Origin of the sequence: Enterococcus sp. AZ040, assembly GCF_050499185.1 — a bacterium.
GTDB lineage: Bacteria > Bacillota > Bacilli > Lactobacillales > Enterococcaceae > Enterococcus_D > Enterococcus_D entomosocium.
Window position 1 is genome coordinate 931733 of record NZ_JBMHEW010000001.1, and the last position, 26982, is coordinate 958714.

The 26982-nt window shown below is 43.0% G+C and carries 21 protein-coding genes; 19 read left to right on the forward strand and 2 right to left on the reverse strand.

The annotated features are described in order from the left end of the window. The first annotated feature begins 271 nt into the window (after nucleotides 1-271). The 19 genes from IGK63_RS04210 to IGK63_RS04300 all read left to right on the forward strand — a co-directional run bounded on the left by IGK63_RS04210 (nucleotide 272) and on the right by IGK63_RS04300 (nucleotide 25079). Nucleotides 272-640, forward strand: a complete 369-nt coding sequence (locus tag IGK63_RS04210; protein WP_005237289.1) for a DUF3397 domain-containing protein — start codon at nucleotides 272-274, stop codon at nucleotides 638-640. A 198-nt stretch (nucleotides 641-838) separates the two neighbouring features. After that, nucleotides 839-1270: a division/cell wall cluster transcriptional repressor MraZ gene (gene mraZ, locus IGK63_RS04215; RefSeq protein ID WP_005228792.1), complete on the forward strand. Its 432-nt coding sequence runs from the start codon at nucleotides 839-841 to the stop codon at nucleotides 1268-1270. Nucleotides 1271-1295: 25 nt separating this feature from the next. Beyond that, on the forward strand, nucleotides 1296-2255 hold the full coding sequence (gene rsmH / locus IGK63_RS04220; RefSeq protein WP_008377332.1) for a 16S rRNA (cytosine(1402)-N(4))-methyltransferase RsmH: 960 nt from the start codon (nucleotides 1296-1298) through the stop codon (nucleotides 2253-2255). 5 nt (nucleotides 2256-2260) lie between these two features. After that, the gene (gene ftsL, locus IGK63_RS04225) at nucleotides 2261-2680 is read left to right on the forward strand and encodes a cell division protein FtsL (RefSeq protein WP_008377334.1); all 420 of its coding nucleotides are present in this window, start codon (nucleotides 2261-2263) and stop codon (nucleotides 2678-2680) included. Continuing rightward, nucleotides 2681-4876, forward strand: a complete 2196-nt coding sequence (locus IGK63_RS04230) for a penicillin-binding transpeptidase domain-containing protein (protein WP_008377336.1) — start codon at nucleotides 2681-2683, stop codon at nucleotides 4874-4876. Nucleotides 4877-4891: 15 nt separating this feature from the next. Further along, nucleotides 4892-5854 (forward strand): phospho-N-acetylmuramoyl-pentapeptide-transferase, encoded by a 963-nt coding sequence (gene mraY / locus IGK63_RS04235; protein WP_005237283.1) that lies wholly within the window; start codon nucleotides 4892-4894, stop codon nucleotides 5852-5854. Between the two features lie 12 nt (nucleotides 5855-5866). After that, complete coding sequence (gene murD, locus IGK63_RS04240) at nucleotides 5867-7225, forward strand: UDP-N-acetylmuramoyl-L-alanine--D-glutamate ligase (protein WP_005237282.1); 1359 nt, start codon at nucleotides 5867-5869, stop codon at nucleotides 7223-7225. A 15-nt stretch (nucleotides 7226-7240) separates the two neighbouring features. Next, nucleotides 7241-8335: an undecaprenyldiphospho-muramoylpentapeptide beta-N-acetylglucosaminyltransferase gene (gene murG / locus IGK63_RS04245; protein WP_005237281.1), complete on the forward strand. Its 1095-nt coding sequence runs from the start codon at nucleotides 7241-7243 to the stop codon at nucleotides 8333-8335. Between the two features lie 86 nt (nucleotides 8336-8421). Then, nucleotides 8422-9414, forward strand: a complete 993-nt coding sequence (locus IGK63_RS04250; protein ID WP_275626291.1) for a cell division protein FtsQ/DivIB — start codon at nucleotides 8422-8424, stop codon at nucleotides 9412-9414. Between the two features lie 153 nt (nucleotides 9415-9567). Then, nucleotides 9568-10890 (forward strand): cell division protein FtsA, encoded by a 1323-nt coding sequence (ftsA, locus tag IGK63_RS04255; protein ID WP_005237279.1) that lies wholly within the window; start codon nucleotides 9568-9570, stop codon nucleotides 10888-10890. 31 nt (nucleotides 10891-10921) lie between these two features. After that, complete coding sequence (gene ftsZ / locus IGK63_RS04260) at nucleotides 10922-12166, forward strand: cell division protein FtsZ (protein WP_005237278.1); 1245 nt, start codon at nucleotides 10922-10924, stop codon at nucleotides 12164-12166. 12 nt (nucleotides 12167-12178) lie between these two features. Further along, a complete protein-coding gene (locus IGK63_RS04265; protein ID WP_008377340.1) occupies nucleotides 12179-12850 on the forward strand; it encodes a YggS family pyridoxal phosphate-dependent enzyme in 672 nt (223 codons plus the stop codon). Between the two features lie 16 nt (nucleotides 12851-12866). After that, nucleotides 12867-13520: a cell division protein SepF gene (locus IGK63_RS04270; RefSeq protein ID WP_005237276.1), complete on the forward strand. Its 654-nt coding sequence runs from the start codon at nucleotides 12867-12869 to the stop codon at nucleotides 13518-13520. 26 nt (nucleotides 13521-13546) lie between these two features. Beyond that, nucleotides 13547-13810 carry a YggT family protein gene (locus IGK63_RS04275; protein ID WP_005228822.1) on the forward strand — a complete coding sequence of 88 codons (264 nt, stop codon included), beginning with the start codon at nucleotides 13547-13549 and terminating at the stop codon, nucleotides 13808-13810. A gap of 18 nt (nucleotides 13811-13828) precedes the next feature. Beyond that, complete coding sequence (locus tag IGK63_RS04280) at nucleotides 13829-14611, forward strand: RNA-binding protein (protein ID WP_086372687.1); 783 nt, start codon at nucleotides 13829-13831, stop codon at nucleotides 14609-14611. 20 nt (nucleotides 14612-14631) lie between these two features. Beyond that, nucleotides 14632-15387: a DivIVA domain-containing protein gene (locus tag IGK63_RS04285; protein WP_005237274.1), complete on the forward strand. Its 756-nt coding sequence runs from the start codon at nucleotides 14632-14634 to the stop codon at nucleotides 15385-15387. A gap of 582 nt (nucleotides 15388-15969) precedes the next feature. Continuing rightward, on the forward strand, nucleotides 15970-18765 hold the full coding sequence (ileS, locus tag IGK63_RS04290; protein ID WP_275626290.1) for an isoleucine--tRNA ligase: 2796 nt from the start codon (nucleotides 15970-15972) through the stop codon (nucleotides 18763-18765). A gap of 367 nt (nucleotides 18766-19132) precedes the next feature. After that, on the forward strand, nucleotides 19133-23638 hold the full coding sequence (gene gltB, locus IGK63_RS04295; RefSeq protein WP_429972445.1) for a glutamate synthase large subunit: 4506 nt from the start codon (nucleotides 19133-19135) through the stop codon (nucleotides 23636-23638). Nucleotide 23639: 1 nt separating this feature from the next. Further along, nucleotides 23640-25079 carry a glutamate synthase subunit beta gene (locus IGK63_RS04300; RefSeq protein ID WP_275626288.1) on the forward strand — a complete coding sequence of 480 codons (1440 nt, stop codon included), beginning with the start codon at nucleotides 23640-23642 and terminating at the stop codon, nucleotides 25077-25079. A gap of 83 nt (nucleotides 25080-25162) precedes the next feature. Here the strand turns inward: IGK63_RS04300 and vanS are convergent, their stop codons facing one another. Together vanS and vanR-C are read right to left on the reverse strand one after the other, a co-directional pair. After that, on the reverse strand, nucleotides 25163-26293 hold the full coding sequence (gene vanS / locus IGK63_RS04305) for a vancomycin resistance histidine kinase VanS (protein ID WP_034878724.1): 1131 nt from the start codon (nucleotides 26291-26293) through the stop codon (nucleotides 25163-25165). Beyond that, the gene (gene vanR-C / locus IGK63_RS04310; protein WP_005237269.1) at nucleotides 26283-26978 is read right to left on the reverse strand and encodes a vancomycin resistance response regulator transcription factor VanR-C; all 696 of its coding nucleotides are present in this window, start codon (nucleotides 26976-26978) and stop codon (nucleotides 26283-26285) included. The genes vanS and vanR-C overlap by 11 nt, the downstream gene beginning before the upstream one ends. Between the last annotated feature and the right edge of the window lie 4 nt (nucleotides 26979-26982).

Consider the following 26982-nt stretch of genomic DNA (forward strand, 5'->3'; position numbering starts at 1 on the left):
GTTGATCCAAGGAGAAATTAAGAAAATTTCAATTTCACTATAAAAAAATTCGTTAGAATGGCAAGATAGGCTTGTTGAAGCTACGCCCTTCTGTTTTAATAGGTAAAGAAATACATTCTTTAAAACTTTCGAAAGTTAGTTGTTGAAATAAGAGCCTCCTTAAAAAATTTCATGGCTGTCTTATTCCGGCTTAGATTTTTAAAAGAACTGAAACATGGATGTAAAGAAAATAAAGTATAGTGACACTAGTTGTTAGAAAGGATTTTGCTGTATGTCTGGATTTAATCCAATCGTTTTGTTTTGGTATATTTTTCCTGTGCTCGTTTATTTTGCTTGTCGTTTTATCGTTTCTGCACTTTCGTTGAATGATCGTTTCCATGTGAAGGCACCGGATTTAGCGGTACCATTTTTAATGGTGGGGATTCATCAATTATCAAAATATACTTTTGATCAAGCAATCACATTGTATTATTTGATCTCCATTTTTTTATTAGGCATTCTACTGGCCGTCTTTCAGGCGTACTACTATGAAGAGATCCAATATGGTCGCTATTTTAAGATGTATTGGCGCAGTATTTTTCTATTTACGATCATCTTTCATGTCGTTTTGATCATTCTAAATATCGTAAGTTACTTATAGTGTTTTGCCCCTTGATAAACGTCCATTTTTTTGCTTAAAGTTTTTTTAAAGACTTTAAGGAGTCTGATTCCCTCTTTTTGTTCATTTGGTAAAGAAAAGTCAAACAACTTCCCTTTCAAATTTCATATAATTTGTGGTAGAAAGTGGGGGATTGTGGTAGACTGTGAATATCAGGTGGAGATCGGGGGTTATTTATCGATGTTTATGGGAGAATTTCAACATTCGATAGATGCAAAAGGCCGACTAATCGTCCCTTCAAAACTACGAGAAAAACTCGGAGAAAAATTTGTTGTGACACGTGGATTAGATGGCTGTTTATTTGGCTACCCCTTATCTGAATGGGAAAAACTTGAAGAAAAACTAAACGAAATGCCTTTAGCGAAAAAGGATGCTCGGACATTTGTCCGCTTCTTTTATTCTGCTGCAACAGAGTGCGAGATCGATAAACAAGGACGAATCAATATCCCTGTTACATTGAGAAATCATGCAGACCTTACTAAAAGCTGCGTGATCATCGGGGTTTCAAATCGAATCGAGATTTGGGATGAAACGCGTTGGCAAGCATTCTCTGAAGAAGCAGAAGAAAACTTTGATGAAATTGCTGAAACAATGATCGACTTTGGCTTATAGGCTTGATAGGAAGAGGAAAAAACACATGGCAGATTTTCAACACTACACCGTTATGCTACAGGAGACCGTTGATGGATTATCAATTCGTCCAGAAGGCGTCTATGTCGATTGTACATTAGGTGGAGCTGGTCATAGTGAATATTTATTGTCACAACTGTCTGAAGAAGGACATCTCTTTGCTTTTGATCAAGACCAAACCGCCATCGACCATGCAAAAGAACGTTTAGCACCTTATGTTGCTAAAGGGATGGTCACGTTTATTAAAAGTAATTTCCGCTATTTAAAGGAAGCATTGAATCAACACGGCGTAAGCCGAGTCGATGGTATTTTGTATGATTTAGGTGTTTCCTCACCCCAATTAGATGAAGCCGAACGTGGCTTTAGCTACCACCAAGATGCACCGCTGGATATGCGGATGGATCAAACTGCAGCATTGACTGCCTATGAAGTGGTCAATCAATTCGACTACCATCAATTAGTCAAAATCTTCTTCCGTTATGGAGAAGAAAAATTCTCAAAACAAATCGCTCGGGAAATCGAGCGGGTGAGACAAGATCATCCCATCGAAACAACAGGGGAATTGGTCGATATCATCAAAACAGCCATTCCAGCTCCAGCAAGAAGAAAGGGCGGTCACCCAGCAAAACGGGTTTTCCAAGCCATTCGAATTGCAGTCAATGATGAGCTAGGTGTAATTGAAGAATCACTTGAACAAGCCATTCATCTTTTAGCAGTCAACGGACGTGTCAGTGTGATCACGTTCCACTCATTAGAAGATCGCATTGTGAAATCGATGTTCAAGGAATACAGTACACCAAAGGATATGCCACCAGGTCTGCCGATGATACCAGAAGAATTTCAACCAACACTAAAACTTATAACAAGAAAACCACTGCTTCCTACTGAGGAAGAAGTAGCTGAAAATAATCGTTCTCGTAGTGCGAAACTACGAATCGCGGAAAAAATCAAGGAAAGCGAAGGGTAACAACTATGGCAGAACTAAAAGTTCATGACTATGAATTCAGAGAACCTCTTGAATCACAACCTTTGGATCACTCTGAACCGACAACTGAAAAACTGCCTACTGATCCCCAGCGTCCTGAGGTCATCCGTGTACCAGCATCTCCGGCTCGTCGGTTAAAAAGTATTTCTACTCTAGAAAAACTGATTGCTGCCTTTGTGATTATCGCTGTATTGACGTTGGCAATCTTGACCATCAATATTCGGACCAATATCAGCCAAGTTGAGCATGATATTTCCTTGATCCAATCGGATATCACTGAGAAAACAACACAAGCAGAACAGTTGGAACAAGAGAAAAATGAACTTTCTAAAACCGAGCGCATCCAAAAGATTGCTGAGGATAATGGATTGTCGATCGATGATGGCAATTTAAGGAAAGTGGACTAAATGAAGTTAACAGATAAATTCAAGCAATACTTAAAAAAGAACAATCAAACTACAACGAACAATCGCAAAAAAGTAGGTATTATTCTCTTTGCTACGAGTATTGGATTGTTCTTTTTGTTTGTCACGCGTTTGAGCTATATCGTCATTGTCGGGGATGTCGCGGGAACTTCATTAGCAGAAAAGACCAAAAATCTTTATGAAGGCAGCGAAGTGATCAAAGCGAAACGTGGAACAATCTATGACCGTAATGGGATTCCGATCGCCGAAGATGTGACCTCGTATTCCATTTATGCTGTTTTGAATCAGAATTACAAAGATGGCAACAAAAATCTCTTTGCAGAAAAAGCAAACTTCAATAAGTTGGCCAAAATTTTGTCAGATGTATTGTCCATTGATCAAGAAACAGCAGTCAATACGTTAGAGGATGGCCTTGAGCAACAATTGTGGCGGGTCTCTTTTGGGAGCAAGGGAAATAATATTACATTAGAACAAAAAAATGCGATCGAAGATGCAATGGAAAAAGAAGATATTGCCGGCTTCCATTTTGATAGCCATCCAGCTCGCCTTTATCCGAATGGGGTCTTTTCTTCTCACTTTATCGGGTATGCTGTTGCCAATGATGACGATACTGGTCTAGTCGGCAAAACTGGGTTGGAAGCTGCTTACAATGATGTATTATCGGGAACTGATGGTGAGATCGTTTATCAAAAAGATAACAATCAAAACCCGCTGCCCGGAACAGTAGCAGAGACCGTCGCAGCCGTTGACGGAAAAGACGTTTATACCACCATCGATAGTCGAATCCAAAGCTATTTGGAAACGCTGATGGACAGCGTCTTTAAAGAAAACAAACCAGAAAACTTAACAGCGAACTTAATGGATGCCAAAACCGGCGAAATCATAGCGATGGCGCAACGACCAACCTACAATCCAGAAAATTTGGATTCGATCAATGATTGGCAAAATCTGTTAGTTGAAGACAACTATGAGCCAGGATCAACCATGAAGATTTTGACGACAGCAGCTGCCATCGATCAAGGCATCTTCAATGAGAACGAAACCTTTACCCCAAGTCCTGATGGATTAAAACTTTACGATGCAACCATCAATGACTGGGACTTTGGTCAAAAAGGAACACTGACGATGCGCCAAGCTCTTTCATGGTCCAGTAATATCGGAATGGTGACCTTGGAGCAGCGGATGGCTGATCGTTGGCAACAATACTTAAAAGAATTTGGCTTTGGCCGTAGCACCTATTCAGGATTGCCTAACGAAAATACTGGAATCACCCCAGAAGATAATCCTGTCAGCCAAGCGATGACTTCCTTTGGTCAAGCGATTGGTGTGACGAATTTCCAAATGATGCAGGCTTTCACATCGGTCGCAAATAATGGAACGATGCTGAAACCACAATTTATTAGTAAAATCGTTGATGGCAATACTGGAGAAGAAACGGTCACGCAACCAGAAGAGGTCGGCCATCCGATCACAAAAGAGGCTGCAACAGAGGTCCGTGAATATATGCGTGATGTTGTCGAGAGTGAAAATTATGGAAGTGCCTATGGCGTTTATGAATTACCTGGCTACAACATTTCTGCAAAAACAGGGACGGCCCAAGTAGCCGATCCAACAACCGGTAAGTATTTGTCTGGTGGCACCAATTATCTATATTCCGTTGTTTTGATGTTTCCTTCAGAAGAACCAGAATACATTTTGTATTTGACGATTAAATTACCAGAGAAGCACGAAAGCACCGTGTTGGGTGAAATTGCCAATCCATTGATGAAACGGGTCATGGATCTGAAAAACTCTGCATTAGAAGAAAGCACAACATCTGGTAGCGAAACAACTGTGGGGGATTATCGCAATCTCGATACAGAATCGGCTGCAACGGATGTTCAAAAAGCTGGATTGATCCCGGTAGTCATCGGGGATGGTGAAAAAGTCATTGCCCAATCGGTTGACAGTGGGACTTCGATCATGCCTGGCGGTCGGGTACTGCTCGTTACCGACAGCGATAAGTACTATATGCCGGATACGACTTCTTGGTCAAAAGCAGACTTAATCAAATTTGGTAGTCTGCTGAATGTAGACGTCAGTTTTGAAGGAAACGGCTATTGTACCAAACAAAGCGTGGAACCATACACCGAATTATCAGGACAATCGATCAAGTTTACACTAAGTGAAAACGAATAAATAGGAGAGAACAATATGGAATGGACAGAGATGATATTACCTTTGGCAAGTGGCTTTGCGATCGTAACAGCCACAATGCCTTTGTTTATCGGCTATTTTCAAATGAAGAAATACGGACAGGAAATACGTGGTGACGGCCCCAAATGGCACAATGTAAAGGCCGGTACACCAACGATGGGTGGGTTTGTATTTTTGATTTCTGCAATGATCACTGCCATCTGGGTAGGAGCATGGCAAAATCAATTGACTGCTTCATTGTTCATTCTTTTGTTCATTACCTTGGTTTATGGTGCATTAGGATTTCTTGATGACTTCATCAAGATTTTCCGCAAACGAAATATGGGGCTGAACTCGTTGCAAAAGCTGATTGGACAGATTTTAGGCGGACTCGTCTTTTACTTTGTTTTCCGATCCGAAGGCAATGCGGATGTACTGAATTTCTTTGGGATAGACGTGTCGCTATCGATTTTTTATGGCTTGTTCGTCATTTTTTGGCTTGTTGGTTTTTCAAATGCAGTCAACTTGACGGACGGTATCGATGGGCTAGTCGCAGGACTGGGCACGATTTCTTTTTCAACTTACGCACTGATTGCTTGGCGACAAGATCAAATCGATGTGTTAATCGTTTGTCTTGCGATCATCGGCGGATTGATCGGCTTCTTTCCCTACAATCGCAAACCGGCAAAAATCTTTATGGGGGATGTCGGCTCACTGGCTTTAGGCGGTCTGCTGGCAGCTATCTCGATTCTTTTACACCAAGAATGGACCCTATTGCTTGTCGGACTGGTCTATGTTTGTGAAACAGCAAGCGTGATGCTGCAAGTTGCCTCATTCAAATTAACAGGCAAACGAATCTTCAAGATGTCACCCATCCATCATCATTTTGAAATGAGCGGATGGTCTGAGTGGAAGATCGACACTGTGTTTTGGTGTATCGCGTTAGGTTGCTCTTTGCTCACAATAGCCCTTGTATGGTAGGAGATGAAGAAAATGAAAAAAATTACAACATATCAAAATAAAAAAGTTCTTGTGCTAGGATTAGCGCGTAGTGGATTCAGTGCGGCCAAATTGTTACATGATTTGGGCGCACTTGTGACCGTTAATGACGGAAAGCCATTTGCTGAAAATCCAGAAGCACAAGATCTTTTGGCTTTAGGGGTCAAAGTGATCACTGGCAGCCACCCGATTGAATTATTGGATGAAGGATTTTCGCTAGTCGTTAAAAATCCAGGGATCCCCTATTCACAACCTCTTGTTCAAAAAGCTTTAGAGAAAAAAATTCCTGTGATCACGGAAGTGGAACTAGCGTATCAAATCTCTGAAGCGCCGATTATCGGTATTACTGGTACGAATGGAAAAACCACCACAACGACTATGATCGCCAATGTCTTGAATGCTGGAATGGAAAAAGGACAGGCATTGCTTTCTGGAAATATCGGGTTTCCTGCAAGTTCCGTTGCTCAAACAGCTAAGCCTGAAGATCGCTTGGTGATGGAGCTTTCAAGTTTCCAATTGATGGGAATCGATACCTTACGGCCGAAAATCGCTGTCATCACGAATATATATGAAGCCCATATCGATTACCATGGTAGTCGCCCGGAATATGTCTTAGCAAAATGGCGCTTGCAACAACGAATGACCGCTGACGATTATTTAGTGATCAACTGGAACCAACCGGAACTAGAAGCACTGTCGGCCAAATCAAAGGCGAAAATCATTCCTTTTTCCACCAAGGAAAAAGTAGCAGGAGCATATATGCTTGATGGGATGCTCTACTATAAAGAAGAAGCAATTATGGCAGCGGAGGAACTTGGCGTACCAGGGGCACACAATATTGAAAATGCCTTAGCGGCGATCGCTGTTGGAAAACTTTGCAATATGCCAAACGAAGCAATCAAACAAGCGTTGCAAACCTTCACTGGGGTACCTCATCGGACCCAGTATGTCACCACCATCAATCAGGTGAAATTTTTCAATGATTCCAAAGCAACCAACATCTTAGCAACAGAAATGGCCTTAGGCGGTTTTGACAATGAGAAATTGGTCTTATTGGCAGGCGGCTTGGACCGTGGCAACAGTTTTGATGAGTTGGTTCCAGCACTAAAAGGACTCAAAGCTATCGTAGTGTTTGGAGAAACAAAAGAAAAATTAGCCTCAGCCGCTCAAGCAGCTGGCGTAAAAACGATTGAAATGACAGACAATGTTGAAACAGCCGTCCCAGTTGCCTTTTCTTTAAGTGCTGCTGGAGATACGATTCTATTGTCACCGGCGAATGCAAGTTGGGATCAATACCCTAATTTTGAAGTTCGCGGCGACAAATTTATGGCGGCAGTAGCAGAACTTAAATAGAAATGAGTGAAGGACATGAAAATACTTGTGACTGGCGGCGGTACTGGCGGCCACATCTATCCAGCGTTGTCTTTTGTCGATTACGTAAAAGAGATTGACCCGACAGCCGAATTTTTATACATTGGTGCAACAAGGGGCTTAGAGAATAAAATCGTCCCTCCAACAGGTATTCCTTTTAAAACGTTAGAGATCCAAGGCTTTAAGCGTAAGCTGTCTTTTGATAACGTAAAAACGATCCAGCTTTTCATGAAAAGCTATTATGCAGCAAAGAAAATCATCAAGGAGTTTCAACCGGATGTGGTGATTGGCACCGGCGGCTATGTTTCTGGCGCCGTGGTCTTTGCTGCAGCGAAGTTGAAAATACCTACCATTATTCATGAACAAAATAGTGTTCCTGGAATCACCAATAAGTTTCTAACCAAGTATGTGGATAAAATCGCCATTGCTTTTCACGATGCTTCTCAATACTTTCCAGCGAAGAAAACGGTGCTTGTGGGCAATCCCAGGGGGCAAGAAGTACGGAATAGTCAAAAGTCGACGATTTTGTCTTCTTACGATTTAAATCCGGCGAAAAAAACGGTTTTGGTTTTTGGTGGGAGTCAAGGAGCTCTGAAAATCAACCAAGCGATCATTGATGCGCTGCCGCTTTTTGCTCAAAAAGAGTATCAGTTACTTTATGCATCTGGCGAAAGGTATTACAAAGAGATCGAAGAAAAAATCGGGATGTCAAAAGATGCTTTCCCTAATATCAGTATTCGTCCCTATATCGATCAAATGGCAGAAGTGATGGCAAATAGTGATTTGTTGATTGGACGAGCAGGTGCCACATCGATTGCCGAATTTACGGCATTAGGGATTCCAGCAATTCTGATTCCTAGCCCTTATGTGACTAATGACCACCAAACAAAGAACGCCCAAAGTTTAGCTAATGCAGGAGCAGTCAAAATGATTGCCGATCATGAACTAAACAGCCAAAACCTCGTGGAAGCAGTAGATAGTATCATGCAAGATGAAGCCCTTCGTAGTAAGATGGCCAAAGCCTCAAAAGAACAAGGGATCAGCGATGCCTCAGAACGATTATTTCGACTTGTGCAAGAGGTAATCAAATAGTACAATGTGTGGGATAGAAAGGAGCGATTATCATTAGTAAAGACAAAACACCTCATGATGATCAAACCCCCTCGTCAACGGAAGAGTTGACCCCTTGGCAAAAAGAAAATCTAAAATATTTGCAAGAAAAAGGCAATCAGCCAGCTTGGTCTTCACCCGCTTCTGAAGAAACAGAAGACATGAAAGAAGCGCATGAAGATGAAGAGGAGTTGGCAGAAGAAGCACTTTTTGAAGCAGAACAAGCGATAGAAGAAACCGACGCTGGGAAAGAAGAGCTGCCTGAGCCAGAAAAAAAGGCTCGCTCCTTTGCTGACCGGCTACCTAATCTAAAGGCGTACCGCAATCAAGTATTGATTCGCCGTTTAGCGCTGATTATCGGTTTACTGATGATTCCTTTGCTGATTGTTTTGTATTTTGTTTCGCCGCTTAGTCGTTTGGCTAATGTGGTGGTCAAAGGCAATCAAGAAGTATCCGCAGAAGCGATTCTCAAAAATTCTGACCTAGCCGTCAATGAAGAGATGTGGCCGCAATTTTTTGAACGGAATCAGAGAGTAGCAGCAATCAAAAAAGAATTGCCGCGCATAAAAAATGCTTCTATTTCTTTATCTGGTATTAATCGTTTTGATATCACTGTCACTGAATTCCAGGAAGTGGCTTTATTAGCCAAAGATGGCGGCTATGCACCAGTTTTGGAAAATGGCGCTGTTTTGGATGATATCAGTGAGCAGCCAGAGGAAGGATTGCCGGTTTTAGAAAATTTTTCGGCTGAAGACAAAATCAAGGCGACACTCAGTGCCTATCAAGAATTAAGTTCAGAAATTCGAGATGGCATTTCTCAAATCAAATACACCCCCCGTGACAGCAATGATGAACTGTTAACTCTCTTTATGAATGATGGCAATCAAGTGATTGTCAATATCTCAAATATGGTGAGTCAAATGCAGTATTATCCGCAAATTGCCAAAGATTTGACCGAGGACAGTATTGTGGATATGGAAGTTGGGATCTTTACTTATCCAATTTCAAATACACAAGAAGACGATGCAGACGAAAATCAAACAGCTGATAGTGATTCTTAGGAAAAATTCAAGAGTTTTTTTCATTAACTTGTTTCTAAAAAGCGCCATTATATGGTAGAATTGGTAACAGTGAACAAATTATTCGAATGAACTCTAAAAACGGACTGTGATGGTTCGCTATATATCCAATTTAAGTAGGAGGGAACCCCATCCATGGCAAAAACGGGAATGTATGTTGGCCTTGATATCGGTACGACATCTGTAAAAGTTGTAGTAGCCGAATACGTTGACAGCCAAATGAATATCATTGGTGTAGGAAATGCAAAATCAGAAGGAATCAACCGTGGCATCATTGTAGATATCGATAAAACGGTACAAGCCATTCAAAGAGCAGTAAGACAAGCAGAAGAAAAAGCAGGAATTCAAATTCGCAGTGTAAGTGTTGGTGTACCAGCCAATCTTCTTGAAGTGGAAAATTGTCAAGGGATGATCGCTGTCAACAGTGAATCAAAAGAGATCACCGACGAAGACGTCCGCAATGTTGCTTCCGCAGCACTTGTACGTTCAACCCCTCCTGAAAGACAGATCATTGCTATCTTACCGCAAGAATTTACAGTGGATGGTTTTGAAGGGATCAAAGATCCTCGTGGCATGATCGGTGTTCGCCTAGAGATGTTTGGTGTGGTTTATACAGGTCCAAAAACCATCATTCACAACATTCGTAAATGTGTGGAAAAATCTGGTCTGATCGTTAATGAAGTAGTCATTACGCCATTAGCACTGACAGAATCGATTTTATCTGATGGTGAAAAAGACTTTGGTACGATCGTTATCGACATCGGCGGCGGCCAAACGACGACATCAGCGATGCACGACAAGCAATTGAAATTTACCCATGTGAACCAAGAGGGTGGCGAATTTGTCACAAAAGACATTTCGACAGTTTTAAATACCTCCTTCAACAATGCAGAAGCGTTAAAAATCAATTATGGGGATGCGTATCCTGAACGGACGTCCGCTAGTGAAGAATTTCCAGTGGATGTGATTGGGAAATCAGAACCTGTGAAGATCGATGAACGCTATTTGTCAGAAATCATCGAAGCACGTATGGAACAGATTTTTACCAAATCAAAAGAAGTCTTAGATGAAATTGATGGACTTGATTTGCCAGGTGGCGTGATTTTGACTGGTGGTGCTGCAAGCCTGCCGGGTGTCGTAGATTTGGCTCAAGAAGTATTCGAAACAAACGTTAAGCTTTACGTTCCTAATCATATGGGACTTAGAAATCCTGTATTCACCAATGTAATCAGTATCGTTGACTATTCAGCAAACTTAAGCGAAGTCTATCAGCTTGCCAAAAGTGCGATCACTGGTGAAAAAACAGTCGCGCAACAGCCCGTTGCCATTCAACAACAAGAAGTGCATTACGAACAATATGAAGCTCCAGAAGAAACTTATGAAGAAACAGAAGAAGAGAAAAAAGGTGAGTCGATCACAAACCGAGTAAAAGATTTCTTCTCAAATATCTTTGAATAATCTAAAACGATTCTCAGGAGGAAGATAAACTATGGAATTTTCAATTGATAATAACATCAATGACGGCGCTGTGATCAAAGTCATCGGAGTCGGCGGTGGTGGCGGCAACGCAGTAAATCGTATGATCGAAGAAAATGTCAAAGGCGTAGAATTTATTGCAGCCAACACTGACGTTCAAGCATTAAAAAATTCAAAAGCAGAAACAGTCATTCAATTAGGCCCTAAATATACCCGTGGTCTTGGTGCTGGTTCACAACCAGAAGTTGGTCAAAAAGCAGCAGAAGAAAGTGAAGATTCTATTCGTGAATCATTAGAAGGCGCGGATATGATTTTCATTACCGCTGGTATGGGTGGCGGAACCGGGACCGGTGCTGCACCGATCGTAGCTAAAATTGCCAAAGAAATCGGCGCATTGACAGTCGGCGTCGTTACTCGTCCGTTTACATTTGAAGGACCAAAACGCGGCCGTTTTGCTGCTGAAGGAATCGCTAAATTAAAAGAGAATGTCGATACCTTATTGATCATCTCAAACAACCGTTTGTTAGAAGTTGTTGACAAGAAAACGCCAATGCTTGAAGCATTCCGTGAAGCAGACAATGTCTTGCGTCAAGGGGTTCAAGGGATCTCAGACTTGATCACTGCACCTGGCTATGTCAACTTAGACTTCGCTGATGTGAAAACAGTGATGGAAAATCAAGGCACCGCTTTGATGGGAATCGGCGTTGCTAGCGGCGAAGAACGCGTGATCGAAGCAACGAAAAAAGCAATCTCTTCACCATTGCTAGAAACATCGATCGATGGTGCTGAACAAGTGCTATTGAACATCACTGGCGGATTGGACATGACTTTATTTGAAGCACAAGATGCTTCTGATATCGTCGCTCATGCGGCAACAGGTGATGTAAATATTATTTTAGGTACATCAATCAATGAAGACTTAGGCGATGAAATCCGTGTGACTGTCATTGCAACCGGCATTGACCCTTCTAAAAAAGAACGTGGGTCTCGCTCTAGCAGACAAAGTCAAAGCCAAATTCATTCTATCCCACAAAAACCAACCTTAGATATGGACCAAGCGCGTCCAGCACAAGCAGAAGAAAGCAATGGTTTTGGTGATTGGGATATTCGTAAAGAACAAAATGTACGACCTAAAGTAGAAGAAAACACATTTGAAAATGTAGAAAAGAAAGAATTCGACACCTTCAGCCGTGATGAAGTACGCTCGAATGATGACGACGAATTAAGCACACCACCATTTTTCCGTCGTAAACGCTAGGGGGCAGAGCACATGATTTCTGAGAACTTGCACAAGATCCAGCAAGAGATACAGGACTCCTGTGCTCTTGTTTCTAGAAATGCCAGTGAGGTCTGTTTGACAGCTGTGACAAAATCCGTCGATACAGAAACGACAAGAGAACTTCTAGAAAATGGTGTGCGTGATTGTGCAGAAAATCGAGTAGAGAAGCTACTTGAAAAAAAGGCAGCATTAACTGATTACCCAGATGTCCGTTGGCATTTTATTGGTAATTTACAGCGCAGAAAGGTAAAATCAGTTATAAATGAGATTGATTTTTTCCATGCGTTGGATTCAATCAAACTGGCACAAGAAATTCAAAAACGAGCAGAGCATCCGATCAACTGCTTTGTGGAAGTGAATGTTTCGCAGGAAGCAACGAAACAAGGGATTTTCGTAGAAGAGGTGGTGGCTTTTATTGAAGCACTCGCTTCGTTCGACAAAATTCGTGTTGTTGGATTGATGACGATGGCCCCGCTCACTGCTTCCAAAGACGAGCAGCATCAGATTTTCAAAGAATTAAAAAGGATTCAACAACAGATCGCTGACCTGCATCTTACACATGCCCCTTGCTTAGAAACGAGTATGGGAATGAGTAATGACTTTCCCATTGCGATTCAAGAAGGCGCAACATTTATTCGTGTAGGAACAGCATTATTTCAATAAAAAAGGAGGTTGACCGATGTCGCTCAAAGAGAAACTGACCAATTTTTTTGGATTGACTGACGAAGAAGATTATTATGAAGAAACATTTGCCACTGAAGAACCGGCACGCACGGCAGCGAAACCAGCTGTGAACCAAGGAGGAGCTTTTACCGCCCCTAGAACAACAGCGAGTACGCGTGCTTCTAGCCAAGCGGCTTCTTATACAACAAGTCAACCACAAAATCAAGCTTATCAATACAGACAGCAGCCTCAAACTGCTGCCTATCAACAATCCTCAGCGGCGGCTGAACGAGTAAGATCGGTGCCTAAGACGGAAGAAAAAGTCGTTCCAATGGCGCAACAAAGAACTAATACGAGAGTCAAAGACACAAAAGCAAAAGAAACTTCTCCACAAATGGCTGGAAAAATAACGATCGTAGAACCACGCGTTTATTCAGAAGCTATGGGGATTGCGAAGCAAGTCATCAATGGAGATGCTGTACTTGTTAATTTTCATTTAATTGAAGAGTACCAAGCTCGTCGAATAGTTGATTTTTTAACAGGAACAGTGTACGCTGAAGATGGTGATATCAAGCGTGTTGGCGATGAAATTTTTCTTTGCACGCCTAAGGGTATGGAAATTGAAGGCACTGCCCAAACATTAGCAGATACCAATTTTTTTGATATCTAAAGTGAGGAGGAACGCCAATTTTATTCTTGAGATTCGTTAAATTACTGAGTGATGCTGTTTATCTGTATACCATTTTATTAGTGATCTATGCACTTTTGTCTTGGTTTCCAGGAGGGTATCAGTCCGCTTTTGGCCGTTTCTTAGCAAAAGTGTGTGAACCGTATTTGAGTTTATTTGATCGATTGAAATTAAGTTTTGCTGGTATCGATTTTACGATTGCATTTGCAATTATTGTCTTACAGCTAGCATCACAAGCATTGATATTGATCCTACAATCAATTTTATTTTAACGTAAGGGGTGGTTATCGGTGAACGCAAATGTCTATCAACATTTTCGAAACGATGAACGCCCTTTTATTGATTCCGCTCAAGGATGGATCGAACAAGTGCAAATGCAGTATGCGCCTTACTTGACTGATTTTTTAGATCCGAGACAAGCGTATATCTTAGAAAGTTTGATTCGTCAATCAACGGATTTAAGTTTCCGCTTTTTTGGTGGATATGAAGCTGCTGAGAGACGACGTTGTTTGATTTATCCCGATTACTATGAGCCCACCACCGATGAGTTTGACATGACTTTATTTACGATTCAATACCCGAAAAAATTTACGGTGTTGAGTCATGGAAAAGTTTTAGGCACATTAATGGGGACTGGAGTCAAGAGGGAATACTTTGGAGACATTCTTTCCGATGGTGAAATATGGCAAGTATTCGTTGCCACTGAAGTCAGTCATTTTATTCAACTCCAAGTGGATAAAATCGGCAACGTATCCGTTCGATTGGAAGAAACAAGATATACCGATTTGATCGTGCCTAAAGATGGCTGGACCGAGGAAAGAGAAACGGTTAGCTCATTGCGTCTTGATACAGTGATCTCTGCCGTATACAACATCTCACGCCAGCGTTCGAAACAGTTGATCGAATCAGGAAAAGTAAAAGTAAACTGGACAGAAGCATTACGACCAGATTTTGTTCTGGATTTACTGGATATCATTTCGGTAAGAGGATTTGGTCGGATTCAAATACAGGGGTTAGAAGGAACCACGAAAAAAGAAAAAGTTAGATTGTTATTAGGTGTATTACGTAAATAAATCAAAGAGGTGTATAGAATATGGCATTAACTCCATTAGACATTCAAAATAAAAACTTTTCAGTAAAAATGAGAGGCTACAACCAAGATGAAGTCGATGACTTCTTGGATATGATCGTTCGTGATTATGAAGAAGCCGTTCAACGCAATCGTGAGTTAGAAAAATCGTTGAAACACGCAGAAGAAAAACTTGAATATTTCAATGAATTGAAAGATGCCTTGAATCAATCCATTATCGTGGCTCAAGATACGGCGGATAAAGTAAAAACAAGCGCAAGCAAAGAATCAGAAGTAATCGTTACTTCTGCTCAAAACCGTGCGGATGAAATGGTTGCTACTGCAGAAAAACATGCGCATGCCTTGATGACCTCAGCGGAAGAAAAAGCCAAAGAGATTTTGACGGATGCAACCGACAATGCCCGTCAATTGGCGACAGAAACAAATGACTTGAAGAAGAAAACCAGAGTCTTCCATAACAACTTATTAGTTATGTTGCAAACGCAATTAGAACAAGTGAAGAGTCCTGAGTGGGAAGAAATTTTGGCGCCATTTTCAAGCTATGTACAAGATTCCCACCAAGTGATCAGAGAAGTTTTGTCAAAAGAACTTGACAGTGAAAATGGTTCTGGAGTAAACTCAGAAGCAGTGGAAACATTTGATGTGGACATTGTTGAATCAGATGAAAAAATCGTTGATGTAAGTGAAAGCCCTGAAGTGAAAACATTAGATGATGCGAGAAACTTATTAGACGAATTGAACAAGACAGATAATAACTAAGACACAGAACAGAAAAATTTCTTATATTTTTCAAGCGAGTTTGGGAGAGTGGAAGCCAAATAAAACCCTGTAAGAAATCAGATCATCTGTGAGTTGCGTTCTTGAAAGAGCTGACTTTTCAAAGACTCGAGTAGAGAACGACGCCTGATCCCGTTACCGATCATCAAAGAATTGTCAACCGACAATAAAATTTGGGTGGTACCACGAACACGTTCGTCCCTTACCAGGGACGGACGTGTTTTTTGCTGTGAATCACTGCGATTGGTCCGCAAAGCGGAACAGAGCAGATGATGAACAGTACTAGGCGACCGCAGGGAGCGTAGTAACCGTACTAGGAATCACTATGATTGGCTTGCGAAGCAAGACAGAATAGATGATGAACAGTACTAGGCGACCGTAGGGAGCGTAGTAACCAAATTAGGAATCACGCTGATCAACTGTTAACAATCAGTGAATCCTAAATGCATTGAGTTTATGGCAACCAATCCATTTGACAGGTTCAATAGAAGCAATCGGTTGATCGAGTCGATGGATTTTGAAACTATACCAAAACGTTGAGAGACGAAAAGGAGCGAAACAAGAATGAAAATGAAAGAAACACTGCATCTTGGAAAAACCGCTTTTCCAATGCGAGGCAACTTGCCGAACCGCGAAGTGGATTGGCAAAAAGAATGGGAAGAAAATCAATTGTATCAACGTCGTCAAGAATTAAATGAAGGCAAGCCAACCTTTGTCTTACACGATGGCCCTCCCTACGCAAATGGAAACATCCATATTGGACACTCATTGAACAAAATCAGTAAAGACATCATCGTACGTTCCAAATCGATGTCAGGTTTCCGTTCACCTTATGTACCTGGTTGGGATACTCATGGTTTGCCGATCGAACAAGTACTGACCAATAAAGGAATCAAGCGCAAAGAAATGAGCTTGGCAGAATATCGGAAAAAATGTGAAGAATATGCTTTGACACAAGTGGATACACAAAGAGCTGATTTCAAACGTTTAGGCGTTTCTGGTGACTGGGATCATCCATATATCACATTGACACCAGACTATGAAGCAGCAGAAATCCGCGTGTTCGGAAAAATGGCAGAAAAAGGATACATCTACAAAGGATTGAAACCAATTTACTGGTCACCATCTAGTGAATCATCATTAGCAGAAGCTGAGATCGAATACAAAGATGTGAAATCACCATCGATCTATGTGGCTTTCCCAGTAGCAGATGGCAAAGATTTGCTTGATTCAGATACATCTTTTGTTATCTGGACGACGACGCCATGGACCTTACCAGCGAATCTAGGAATCTCTGTGAATCCAACCTTTGCCTATGTTCAAATCTTGGCCGATGGCCGCAAATTCGTCGTGGCAAAAGATTTATTAGAAACCGTGACGAATGAGATCGGTTGGGAATCTGTCGAAGTATTACAAGAATTGGCTGGCGATCAATTGGAAAAAATGACGGCACAACATCCTTTTTATGATCGTACGTCTCTATTGATGTTAGGGGACCATGTGACATTGGATGCCGGTACTGGTTTGGTCCACACTGCACCAGGACACGGGGAAGATGACTACATCGTCAGCAAAAAATATGGTCTAGATGTCTTATCACCAGTCGATAGCCGTGGGGTCTTCACAGAAGAAGCACCAGGATTTGAAGGGGTCTTTTTTGACAAAGCCAATCCAATGATCACTGAGCTTTTAGAAGAAAAAGGAGCCCTACTAAAACTAAACTTCTTTACTCACAGCTATCCACATGATTGGCGGACGAAAAAACCAGTCATCTATCGGGCAACACCACAATGGTTTGCGTCTATTGATAAGTTCCGTCAAAATATTTTGGATGAAATCGAAAAAGTAGATTGGATCATTCCATGGGGCAAAACTCGTTTATACAATATGATTCGCGACCGCGGCGACTGGGTGATCTCTCGTCAACGTGCGTGGGGCGTTCCGTTGCCAATCTTTTATGCAGAAAACGGCGAAGCCATCATTACGCCTGAAACGATCGAGCATGTGGCAAACTTGTTTGCTGAACATGGTTCAACGATTTGGTTTGAAAAAGAAGCAGAAGAATTACTGCCAGCTGGCTTCACGCATCCGGGCTCACCAAATGGCAAATTCTCGAAAGAGACTGACATCATGGATGTTTGGTTTGATTCAGGTTCTTCTCACGAAGCCGTGTTACGTCAACGTCCAGAATTGACGTTCCCAGCTGACATGTACTTGGAAGGTTCTGACCAATATCGTGGGTGGTTCAACTCAAGTATCACGACTAGTGTTGCGATCAATGAAGTCGCACCATATAAAGCCGTCTTGTCTCAAGGCTTCACCTTAGATGGCGAAGGTCGCAAGATGAGTAAATCTCTTGGTAATACCATTGCACCAGAAAAAGTGATCAATCAAATGGGTGCGGATATTTTGCGTCTTTGGGTCAGCAGTGTTGACTACGAAGCGGATGTCCGAGTGTCTATGGATATCTTGAATCAAGTGTCAGAAGTCTATCGGAAGATTCGCAATACCATGCGTTTCTTATTAGCGAACACGAGTGATTTTGATCCAGCAAAAGACAGCGTACCTTTTGAAAACTTGCGTTCTGTCGATAAATACATGATGGTTCGTTTGAATCAAACCATCAAAACGATTCGGGAAGATGGCTATGAAAAATATAACTTCTTGCATATTTACCGGACAGTCATCAACTTCTTGACAGTCGATATGTCGTCCTTCTATTTGGATTTTGCGAAAGATGTCGTTTATATCGAAGCTGAAAATGATTTCCAACGTCGCGCCATGCAAACCGTCTTCTATCAAACAGCGGTTGCATTGACGAAATTATTGACACCGATCATTCCGCATACCGCAGAAGAAATCTGGTCACACTTGAAAGAAGAAGAGGAATACGTACAGTTAGCGGAGTTCCCTGGCTATGATACATTTGCTAACCAAGAAGAACTGCTCGATCTTTGGCGGGCCTTCCTTGATTTCCGTGACAATGTCTTAAAAGCATTAGAAGAAGCGCGTAATGCAAAATTGATCGGAAAGTCCTTTGAAGCGAAAGTCACTGTTTATCCAACTGAGCCAGTTGCGGCATTGCTAAAAGCTATCGATTCAGATATTGCACAACTGCTGATCATTTCACCAGACTTCTTAACGATCAAAGAAGCCGGTGAAGCAGCTCCTGAAGCGGCATATCAATTTGAGGATGTGGCGATCTTAGTTGAAAAAGCCGAAGGGGAAGTATGTGAACGTTGTCGCCAAGTCCGGGTAGATGTTGGTGTAGAAGAGCAACTGCCAACACTTTGTGGGCATTGTGCAACCATCGTCAAAGAAAACTATCCCGAAGCAGTTGCAGAAGGCTTTGAAAAATAAAAGAACGAAAAAAGATGACCCCATTGCGGGTCATCTTTTTTTGCGCTTGCTCATTCTTATTCCTTGAGAATGGGAGAAAAACGCACGTTTCTGACATGAATATGAGAAAATAGGTGGCAATTGATAACGATTCTCATTTGTTTGCAATAATTTTTCGACAGTTTATTGTATAATAAAAAAACCTTACTAGACGAAGTTTCTTCCTTAAAGGTCTGTAGGCAATTGTTTGTTCGAGATAGAGTATTTCACAGTCAACAGAAGAAACCAACGAGCTCGGATCAAGTAAAAAAAACTTGCCAGATAGAAAAACAGGTTGTAAACTGTTAAAAATCGGAATATTCAGAATATTGAAAGAAAGTGTGATTCCATGAGTGATTTAGAGATGATGAGGAAAACGAACCAAACGATGTACGATGCCGCTTTTGAAAAAGATGCTTGTGGGATGGGGTTTATTGCACAAAAAGATGGTCGCTATTCCCGAGAACTTGTGCAAAATGCCTTAACAATGTTAGAACGGATGAACCACCGAGGGGGAACTGGCGCTGAACCTGACACAGGTGACGGAGCTGGAATTTTGATGGCAATGCCTGACCCATTTTTTCAACAGCGAGCAAAAGAGGCCGAAATCCCATTGCCTGAAAAAGGCGCCTATGCTGTTGGGATGTTTTTTTTACCGAAAGAAAAGCTCCGAGCAGCACAGGTCCAAGAAGAAGTAGTCAAAGATATTCAACAAATGGGTTTTACCGTTTTATGGCAACGGGATGTGCCTTATGATTATTATCAGTGTGGACCGGGGGCGCAAAAAGTCATGCCCTCATTTGTGCAAGTCTTTATTGAAAAACCTGTCGATGTAGCTGCTGGACGTCTCTTTGAAGATCAGCTTTACCGGCTACGACGTAAACTGGAAAAAACGTATCATACCGATGAGTTGTCTATCTGCAGCTTGTCCAGTAAGACAGTTGTTTATAAAGGAATGCTGCATGCCTATCAAGTTGGCTTATTTTTCAAAGATCTTCAAAGCGCAGAAATGACTTCGAGTATTGCTTTGACCCATTCTCGTTTTTCGACAAATACCTTTCCAAGTTGGAGTCGGGCGCAACCTTTTCGTTTCTTAGCCCATAATGGCGAAATCAACACGTTACGCGGGGCAGAAAATTGGATGCATGGACATCAGATCGAAGTCTATGATGATGAAAATTCTGATTCGGCGAAACTAGAAAATTGTATGGAATATTTGTACCGTCAAGGGCGAGATATTCCTCAAGCACTGTTGATGATGGTGCCAGAAGCGTGGTCCAAAGAAGCTGGATTGTCACCGGAGCTGACGGCTTTTAATGAGTACAACGCAAGCTTTATGGCTCCTTGGGATGGACCGGCAGCTTTATGTTTTACAGATGGGGATTTGGTAGGGGCTGCACTCGATCGAAATGGGTTACGGCCATCTCGCTACTCGATCACGAAAACTGGTTTTGTGGTCGTGGCCTCTGAGTCAGGCGTTGTGGATCTTCCAGCATCGGAAGTGATTGAAAAAGGGGTGCTTGGACCAGCAAATATGTTTTTGGTGGATACCAAAAAAGGGGTGATCTTACGCAATCAAGAAATCAAAGCGCATTATGCGAATGCCCATCCTTACCAGGAGTGGCTAGCGGATCACTTATTGACACCAGAGCTGCTTCCTGAGACTGAGAAGCAGGAGGAAACAGCAGATGATGCGATCCAGACCCTTTGGAAACGAAATGGTTACACGGATGAGATCATTCGCACGTTGATTTTACCAATGGCTCAAACGGGAGAAGAACCAGTGATCTCCATGGGGTTTGATTCACCCTTAGCTATTTTGAGCGAACGTCCCCAATCCTTGTTTACGTACTTCAAGCAACAATTCGCCCAAGTGACCAATCCGCCAATCGATGCGATTCGCGAAAAATTGGTGATCGGTACCGAGCTGTTTTTAGGTCGAGATGGGGATGTTTCAAAGGACATTCGAATCAATTGTAATAAGCTGAAGATTGCTAGTCCGGTGTTAAAAACGAGTGAATATGAAAAAATCAAACAGTTAGATCAAAATGGTCAAAAAGCGGCTTTACAGTCGATTCTTTATGATTATGTACCAGAAAACGGGGCAGCTTTGCAACAAGCATTAGAAGCGCTTTTTAAAGAGACGGAGCAAAAAATCGATTCTGGGGCAACGATCGTCATTTTAAGTGATCGGGAAGTCATCCAAGCGCAAGAAGGAAAAGTGGCGATTCCGATTCTCTTGGCGGTATCAGGTCTGCACAATTACTTGGTGCGAAAAGGCAAACGTTCCTTGGTATCAATCGTTGCGGATACTGCGGAAGTCTGTGAGGTCCATCATTATGCCATGTTAGTCGGCTACGGAGTAAGTGGGGTCCACCCTTATGGGGCTTACCAGACATTGGCGCATTTTGAGCTTTCAGAGAAGATCGAAAGTTACCGTAAGGCATGTGAAAAGGGCATTGTCAAAATCATGTCACGAATGGGGATTTCAACGATCGCCGGTTACGATGGGGCGCAATTGTTTGAAGCTGTTGGTATCTCTGAGAAAGTCATCTCCGAATACTTTACCGGCACGGTTACTCGTATCGGTGGACTTTCATTAGCGCAAATCGAGCAAGAATACTTAATGCGTTATGAAGCGGCGTATGGCGAGAAACGCGTGGATTATCTTGATTCGGGTGGTAGTTTCCAATACAAAGCCGACGGGGAACATCATCTGTTCAATCCAAAAACGATCTATGGGTTTCAAAAAGCTGTTCGTACAGGCAGCTATGCGCTTTATAAAGAATATGCGGCGGAGATGAACCAAGACGCGTTAGAGAATCCAACGACCCTCCGTTCTATGTGGACTTTTGGGAACACGAGACGCAGTATTCCTTTAGCTGAGGTGGAACCTGTTGAAACGATCGTCAAACGGTTTAAAGTCGGTGCGATGTCTTACGGCTCTCTAAGTGAAGAGGCGCATCGCTGTATTGCTGAAGGGATGAATGCGATCGGTGCAAAATCCAACAGTGGAGAAGGTGGAGAAAACCGAAATCGTTTCAAACCAGTGAAGGGCATTAATTATAATAGTCGCATCAAACAAGTAGCTTCTGGCCGTTTTGGTGTCAACGCCGAATATTTAATGAGTGCGGACGAACTCCAGATCAAAATGGCGCAAGGGGCGAAACCTGGTGAAGGGGGGCAATTGCCAGGCAACAAAGTCTTCCCGTGGGTCGCTGAGATTCGTGGCTCAACACCTGGGGTCCGATTGATTTCGCCGCCACCACATCACGACATTTATTCGATTGAAGACTTAGCCCAGCTGATCTATGACTTAAAGGCAATCAATCCCTATGCCCGCATCAATGTCAAATTGGTTTCTAGTACGGGCGTGGGTACGATCGCTACCGGTGTCGTCAAAGCCGGCGCAGACGTAGTCGTGATCTCAGGCTATGACGGTGGGACCGGTGCTTCTCCGAGAAATTCGATTCGTGATGCTGGCTTGCCTTGGGAGATGGGGCTTGCAGAAGCCCATCAAACGTTAGCTATGAATCATTTGCGGCAGCGAATGACCTTAGAGACAGATGGAAAATTAATGACGGGTCGAGACATCGCCATTGCTGCTCTTTTAGGAGCAGAAGAATATAGCTTTGCCTCTTTAGCGCTAGTTGCGATTGGTTGTGTCATGATGCGGGTTTGCAGTATCAATACATGTCCTGTCGGCATTGCTACGCAAAATCCAGCGTTGCGCAAATTTTTCGCAGGGAAACCTGAGCACATCATCAATACGATGTACTTTTTAGCAGAAGATTTACGGGAAACAATGGCCGAGCTAGGGTTTCGCACGATTGATGAGATGGTAGGACACGCGGAAGTGTTGACACCACGCTTCGTTGCCAAAGGCAAAGCAAAGTCGTTAGACTTTTCTAGAATGATTGGGACGACGATCCCAATCGAGCGCAAAGTGACCGACCCATTCCTTGAAAAACGACAATGGCCAGAATTAGACGCTTTTGCCCAAGCAGCTATCGACAATAATCAAGAAATCGTTATGAATCATACGATCAATAATGTTCAACGTTCAGTCGGCGCTCGTTTAGGGGGCTGGATCGCAGAACGCTTTGGCAATTACGAAGTAACACCAGGCTTGTTGCAGTTTACGTACCGCGGCATTGCTGGACAAAGTTTTGGGGCGTTTGCCACCCAGGGCATCCAGTTGAAACTGATTGGCGAGGCCAACGATTATGTAGCCAAAGGACTGAGTGGTGCCCGTTTGATCATTGTGCCGCCTGATGATGCCGCTTATGACGCAGAGCATTCACCGATTGTCGGTAATGTTGCTTGTTTCGGGGCGAATCGTGGTGAAGGCTATTTCCGCGGCATTGCTGGCGAACGCTTTTGTGTCCGTAACAGTGGAGCCAAAGTCGTTGTCGAAGGCGTTGGTGACCATGGCTGTGAGTACATGACTGGCGGTGTCGTGGTAATTTTAGGAAAAACCGGTCGCAACTTCGGTGCTGGAATGTCCGGTGGCGTGGCGTATGTTTACGATCCCGATCAAACCTTTGCTGATAAATGCAATCGGGAAATGGTTGATTTGTACCGGATTGGTGAAAGCGGTGATGACCACCAGTTGAAGGAGATGATCCAGCAGCATTTTGCCTATACGGATTCATTGAAGGCGGCTGAGATTTTAGAAGATTGGGAAAATCAGCAACAACATTTCATCAAAGTCTATCCGACAGAATACCATCAGATGATCCAAGCGACGGAGACCTTGGCTGAGCAAGGATTTATCGGGGAGGAACTTGTGACGAAAGCCTTCGAAGCTGTCGTCGGTCCACAATTGACCATCCCAGGAAAGGAGCGTGACTAATATGGCAGATCCATTTGGTTTTTTAAAGTACCCAAGAGTAGAAAATCCTACCCGACCGGTTTCAGAACGTATCGAAGACTGGCAAGAATTACAGATGCCATTGCCTGAAAATGAGCGTCAAGAGCAAGCGGCACGCTGTATGAATTGCGGGATCCCATTTTGTCATACGGGTTCTTTTTACGGCGGGCAACGGGCGGTTTCCGGTTGTCCCAATGACAACCTGATTCCTGAATGGAATGATCTGGTTTATCAAGGGCGTTTCCAAGCCGCCTTTGAGCGTTTAGCCAAAACCAATCCACTACCAGAAATGACAGGGCGTGTCTGTCCTGCTCCATGTGAAAAAGGCTGTACCGAGGCACTGAATGGATCAGGTGTCACGATCCATGACAATGAACGTTTTATTATCGATACTGCTTTTGAAAACGATTGGGTCAAAGCTTCCGGGTTGCCTCAAGATGCGACTGGTTTCAAGGTGGCCATTGTTGGTAGTGGACCGGCTGGTTTATCCGCTGCTTGGCGCTTGAATCAACTAGGACATCAAGTGACGGTCTATGAACGCAGCGATCGCTTTGGCGGTTTGCTAATGTATGGTATCCCAAACATGAAATTAGACAAAGATGTCGTGCAGCGACGTATTGATCTAATGGCAGAGCTAGGCGTGACCTTTGTCGCTAATACGGAGATCGGTCGTGACTTGTCAGCAGAAGAATTGTCCGCTCAGTATGATCGGGTCATTTTGGCAACAGGAGCTAGTGTTCCTCGTGACTTGAAGATTCCAGGTCGTGAATTGACTGGGGTGCAATTTGCAGTCGATTATCTGACGGAAGCAACCAAAGATGTCTTAAAGCATGGCAAAGCGGCAACAAGTAAAAAACTTGCTGGCAAGCACGTCGTCGTGATTGGCGGCGGCGACACTGGAAATGACTGTATTGGTTCAGCGATTCGGCAAGGAGCCGCTTCTGTGCGTCAATTGGAGATCACGCCCCAACTGCCATTGACACGTACCGACAGCAATCCTTGGCCTGAATACCCAATGACAGCCCGCACAGGATATGGGCAAGAAGAAGCGGCTGAAGTCCTGCAAACACAAGTGACGTATCATGGGGTGTCCACAACAGCCTTTATCGGCGCCGAACGCGGCCAGTTGATCGCCATCGAAACGGTCTCAGTAGATCAACAGTTTCAGCCGATCCCTGGCACAGAGCAAGTGATCAAGGCGGATTTGGTTTTGTTGGCAATGGGCTTTGTTGGTGCAGAGACCCAACTCTTCGATGCCTTTGGTGTGCGAGAAGTGTACGATGATTACACGACGAACAATGAACGAGTGTTAGTCGCAGGAGATGCTAAAAGAGGACCGAGTTTAGTCATCTGGGGGATTCGCGAAGGACGCTTAGCGGCAGAAAAAGTCGATCAAGCGTTACGATCATTGGTGTATCAATAAGCAATCAATAAAAAACAACCTGAGCAGCTCTTCCTCCCTCTGAATTAGATGGGGAACAGCGAAATGCTCAGGTTGTTTGCCTGTTAAGCAGTTGGTTCAGATGGATGGGGCTTTGACCGCTGTTCATTTTTTTCCATTGATACCTTCGGTAGACGAATCGAAAAGACGATGGTTTCGTCACGGCTTTCCGCCCAGATTTTTCCACCTAATGCTTCAACGATTTCTTTGGCGATCGGCAGCCCCAGACCGGTCCCACCCGTCGCTGTTGCTCGGGAAGCATCCATGCGGTAGAAAGGCTCAAAAATCAAGCCGATCTTTTCAGCTGAGATCGTTTTTCCTTGATTGGTCAAACGAATCAGGATATCATCAGATTCGCTGATGGCTAAACGCAAAGGGGAGTTAGGATAGCTATAATTGATGGCATTGCGGATCAAGTTATCAAAGACGCGTTCCATCTTCTCTGTATCGACAGTCGCATAGACTTTTTTCTGCAGCTGCAGTTGCCAATGAAGGTTTTTTTCTTCTAACAGCGGCAAAAATTCAAACGTCAACTGTTCCAGCATCAAGCTCAGATCCGTGGTTTCGGTCTGTAAGGCGATCGTTGTAAGATTAAAACGGGTGATTTCGAAAAACTCGCTGATCAATAATTCTAGCCGCTGGGCTTTTTGCAAGGCGATCTTGGTATAGCGTGCCCGTAGTTCGGTAGAAAGCTGTGGTTCCTCTTCTAAAAGCGTCAAGTAGCCGATCACACTGGTCAAAGGCGTGCGTAAATCGTGTGCGAGATAGACGATCAAATCATTTTTCCGCTGCTCTGCTTCTTTGGCTGCTCGTTGATCTTGGAGATTTTTTTCCCGTAACTGGTTCATTTCTTCTTGCACATCGATCAGATTGCTGGAGAGAATGATTCGCTTCGTTGGTTCGGCAATCAATTGATTCGTGGCTTGGATCGTTTCATTCAAATAGCTGATGGCTTTACTCATATAATAAATCGTTGTGCTCACCCAAATCAGCAAGGCACCGATCGCTAGACAGACGAGCCAATAATCAGCAAAAAGCCGTAATATTTGATAAATGGGCTCATAGCCGTACCAAACCCTCAATCCTGCTACAAAGCGAACAGTTAAAGGGATCAGAATCAAAAGGAGCATTAAAACACCTGTGGTGATAAAGTATTGAGTCAAAAGTTTCCGGATCAATGGACTTCTATTTTTCAATGATATAGCCGACCCCCCATACAGTTTTGATTAATTTCGGTTTGCGGGGTTGTTCGTTTAGCTTTTCCCGCAGACGGGCAATATGTGCCATCACTGTGTTATTGTTGTCTAAATATTTTTCTTTCCAGACTGCTTCAAAAAGAGTTTCTGAGGCAACGACCGATCCTTGGTGTTCAAATAAGTAAAGCAGGATTTTAAATTCGATGGGGGTCAAGAAAACCTCTTTGCCATAAAGATAACATTGGTGACTGTTGATTTTCAACAGTAAGCCTTCCTTTTCGTATTCTTCAATCTTCTGCGGAACAGCTGACTGATTGTATCGTTGGTATCGCCGTAGTTGCGTTTTGACCCGAGCAACAACTTCTAATGGATTGAAGGGTTTAGTCACATAATCATCTGCACCTAGACTTAGACCGGTAATTTTATCCAGATCTTCTCCTTTGGCAGTGAGCATCAGTACTGGAAAAAAGTGGGTTTTGCGAATGGTCTGTAACAGCTGAAAGCCGTCGATATCCGGCAGCATCACATCTAAAACTGCCACATCGACTGTTTCTTTTTCGAGATAAGCCAAAGCACTCGTTCCATCATAAAAAGGTTCCACTTGAAAGCCTTCATTCCTTAGAAACGTCGTGACTAACTCGGCGATTTCTTTTTCATCATCAACAACAATTATTTTTTCTGCCATCCTT

Coding starts and splice junctions, on each gene's coding strand:
- IGK63_RS04210 (WP_005237289.1), top strand. CDS start 272: ATGTCTGGATTTAATCCAATCGTTTTGTTTTGGTATATTTTTCCTGTG.
- mraZ (WP_005228792.1), top strand. CDS start 839: ATGTTTATGGGAGAATTTCAACATTCGATAGATGCAAAAGGCCGACTA.
- rsmH (WP_008377332.1), top strand. CDS start 1,296: ATGGCAGATTTTCAACACTACACCGTTATGCTACAGGAGACCGTTGAT.
- ftsL (WP_008377334.1), top strand. CDS start 2,261: ATGGCAGAACTAAAAGTTCATGACTATGAATTCAGAGAACCTCTTGAA.
- IGK63_RS04230 (WP_008377336.1), top strand. CDS start 2,681: ATGAAGTTAACAGATAAATTCAAGCAATACTTAAAAAAGAACAATCAA.
- mraY (WP_005237283.1), top strand. CDS start 4,892: ATGGAATGGACAGAGATGATATTACCTTTGGCAAGTGGCTTTGCGATC.
- murD (WP_005237282.1), top strand. CDS start 5,867: ATGAAAAAAATTACAACATATCAAAATAAAAAAGTTCTTGTGCTAGGA.
- murG (WP_005237281.1), top strand. CDS start 7,241: ATGAAAATACTTGTGACTGGCGGCGGTACTGGCGGCCACATCTATCCA.
- ftsA (WP_005237279.1), top strand. CDS start 9,568: ATGGCAAAAACGGGAATGTATGTTGGCCTTGATATCGGTACGACATCT.
- ftsZ (WP_005237278.1), top strand. CDS start 10,922: ATGGAATTTTCAATTGATAATAACATCAATGACGGCGCTGTGATCAAA.
- IGK63_RS04265 (WP_008377340.1), top strand. CDS start 12,179: ATGATTTCTGAGAACTTGCACAAGATCCAGCAAGAGATACAGGACTCC.
- IGK63_RS04270 (WP_005237276.1), top strand. CDS start 12,867: ATGTCGCTCAAAGAGAAACTGACCAATTTTTTTGGATTGACTGACGAA.
- IGK63_RS04285 (WP_005237274.1), top strand. CDS start 14,632: ATGGCATTAACTCCATTAGACATTCAAAATAAAAACTTTTCAGTAAAA.
- ileS (WP_275626290.1), top strand. CDS start 15,970: ATGAAAATGAAAGAAACACTGCATCTTGGAAAAACCGCTTTTCCAATG.
- gltB (WP_429972445.1), top strand. CDS start 19,133: ATGAGTGATTTAGAGATGATGAGGAAAACGAACCAAACGATGTACGAT.
- IGK63_RS04300 (WP_275626288.1), top strand. CDS start 23,640: ATGGCAGATCCATTTGGTTTTTTAAAGTACCCAAGAGTAGAAAATCCT.
- vanR-C (WP_005237269.1), bottom strand. CDS start 26,978: ATGGCAGAAAAAATAATTGTTGTTGATGATGAAAAAGAAATCGCCGAG.